Source organism: Asaia sp. SF2.1 (assembly GCF_000505765.1).
GTDB classification, from domain to species: Bacteria; Pseudomonadota; Alphaproteobacteria; order Acetobacterales; family Acetobacteraceae; genus Asaia; species Asaia bogorensis.
Genome location: NZ_AYXS01000012.1, coordinates 319,986 through 322,017 on the forward strand (window position 1 = coordinate 319,986; position 2,032 = coordinate 322,017).

Annotated in this window: 1 protein-coding gene, 1 tRNA gene, 1 pseudogene and 1 riboswitch; of the genes and pseudogenes, 2 read left to right on the forward strand and 1 reads right to left on the reverse strand. The window is 60.6% G+C overall.

What is annotated here, in order from left to right; all coding sequences use genetic code 11:
• A pseudogene (locus P792_RS36005) lies at positions 1-300 on the forward strand (hypothetical protein); the annotation flags it as partial.
• Between the two features lie 26 nt (positions 301-326).
• Here the strand turns inward: P792_RS36005 and P792_RS27795 are convergent.
• A tRNA-Gly gene (locus P792_RS27795) sits at positions 327-400 on the reverse strand.
• Between the two features lie 104 nt (positions 401-504).
• Positions 505-584, forward strand: a riboswitch (SAM riboswitch).
• A gap of 67 nt (positions 585-651) precedes the next feature.
• Between P792_RS27795 and metZ the strand changes: the two genes are divergently transcribed.
• Positions 652-1,839 carry an O-succinylhomoserine sulfhydrylase gene (gene metZ / locus P792_RS27800; protein WP_023978591.1) on the forward strand — a complete coding sequence of 396 codons (1,188 nt, stop codon included), beginning with the start codon at positions 652-654 and terminating at the stop codon, positions 1,837-1,839.
• Positions 1,840-2,032: the final 193 nt, after the last annotated feature.

Consider the following 2,032-nt stretch of genomic DNA (forward strand, 5'->3'; position numbering starts at 1 on the left):
TTCGTGCAGCTGCAATCCGCCCGTCTTTGCGGTTCGGCGGGCTGTTCCACTTCGGTCTATCTGCGTCACAAGGGTGGCTGGAAGCTTGTGCTTGACTCGGTAAGCGGGGCCATATCTGTCCTGTCGAGCCGTCACAACGGCATGCATGATCTGCTGATCGACAAGAACGATCGCTGGACCTGGAATGGAACAACCTATCAGGACGGTGCGCCCGTCACGGCGCCGGCACCGCAGAAAACGGACAGGGATAGCAAGGACAAGGGTGACGAGACCCCGAAGAAGAAGCTCCTTCGCGGCTAGTCTCAGCACCCTGTTTTTCGGGGGATTGGAGCGGGTGAAGGGAATCGAACCCTCGTATGCAGCTTGGGAAGCTGCCGTTCTACCATTGAACTACACCCGCAACGGTGCCCCTTCTATCCCACTCGCTCGTGCGATGCAATCATCCCACTGCCGGTTGACGACCGACACAGCCTTTGCGCATAGTCGCAACCGTGGTGCCGCAAGCGGCAAGACCCTCGCGATTTGAACGGCCGGATTGCGGCGAGGCTAAACAACAGCGCTAAAGAGGCCCGGAACCAGTTTGGCTCCAGGTTTTCCACGGCCAGAATCGCACCCTACGGATCACGGTGCATTTTGGAGCGTTTCCATCCCATGACTCAAAATAATTTCGGCCCCTCGACACGTCTGTTGCACGAGGATGTCAGCCGTACCGAACATGGCGAAACCAGCGAAGCCATCTTCCTCACCTCGGGCTTTGTCTATGACAGCGCCGAGCAGGCGGCCGCCACATTCACCGGCGACGTCACCCATTACCAGTATTCCCGCTTCGGTAATCCCACGACCGATGCCCTCCAGTCACGCCTCGCCCTGCTGGAAGGAGCCGAGGCCTGCATCGTGACAGCCAGTGGCATGGGGGCGGTCTCATCCGCCCTGCTGTCCCATCTGAAACAGGGCGACCGTGTGGTTGCGTCCCGCGCCCTGTTCGGCTCGTGCTACTGGATCGTGACCAATCTGCTGCCGCGCTACGGCATCGAGACTGTGCTTGTCGATGGTGATGACTGGGCCGGGTGGGAGGCAGCGCTTTCACAGCCAACCGGTGCCGTGCTGATCGAAAGCCCCTCGAACCCGATGCTCGACGTGCTGGACATCGAACGCATTGCCGACCTCGCCCACAAGGCAGGCGCGTTGCTGATGGTCGATAACGTGTTTGCCTCACCGGTCGGGCAGAAGCCTCTGGCCCTTGGGGCTGACGTGGTTCTGTATTCCTGCACAAAGCATATCGATGGGCAGGGCCGCGTTCTTGGTGGCGCTGTTCTGGGCCGCAAGCGGTGGATTGAGGAGGTTCTCCAGCCCTTTACCCGCAATACAGGCAACGCCCTCTCCCCGTTCAATGCGTGGGTGCTGCTCAAGGGGCTCGAAACACTCCCGCTGCGGGTTAACGCCATGGCTCACAATGCCAGCGAAGTGGCAAAATTCCTCGAGAACCAGCCGGGTATTGCCCGTGTTGCCTATCCGGGCCTTGCCTCTCATCCCCAGCGCGCCCTAGTTGAAAAGCAAATGCTGAATGGTGGCTCACTGGTCGCTTTTGAAGTCGAGGGCGGCCGTGAGGCAGCGTTCCGCTTCCTCAATGCGTTCAGGCTGATTGCGATCTCAAACAATCTGGGCGATGCACGGTCTCTCGCCACCCACCCCGCTACGACAACGCACTCCAAGGTCGATGCGGCTGAGCGCGCCAAACTCGGGATTACGGATGGCGCCATCCGTCTCTCGGTAGGGCTTGAAGATGCCCGCGACCTGATTGCAGATCTTCAGCGAGGGCTTGCTGCGCTCAAAGCCTGATTGCTTTCCGGCGCTTCATCGGCCTACAAGGCGGGCATGTCGCAAAAGCCTGCCCCTCCCCGCCTCGTGGCCGACCCTGAAGCGAGCCTTGCCGAAGCCATGGAAGCTGCGCCTCGCTACGAGGCCACAACCCAGGGGGTGACGGTCTCTGTGCGCACTTTCTGGCTTGAGGACCAATCCCAGCCGGAAGACC

Bases quoted from the DNA above. Each gene is read 5' to 3' on its own strand.
- metZ (WP_023978591.1), top strand. From the start codon at position 652: ATGACTCAAAATAATTTCGGCCCCTCGACACGTCTGTTGCACGAGGAT.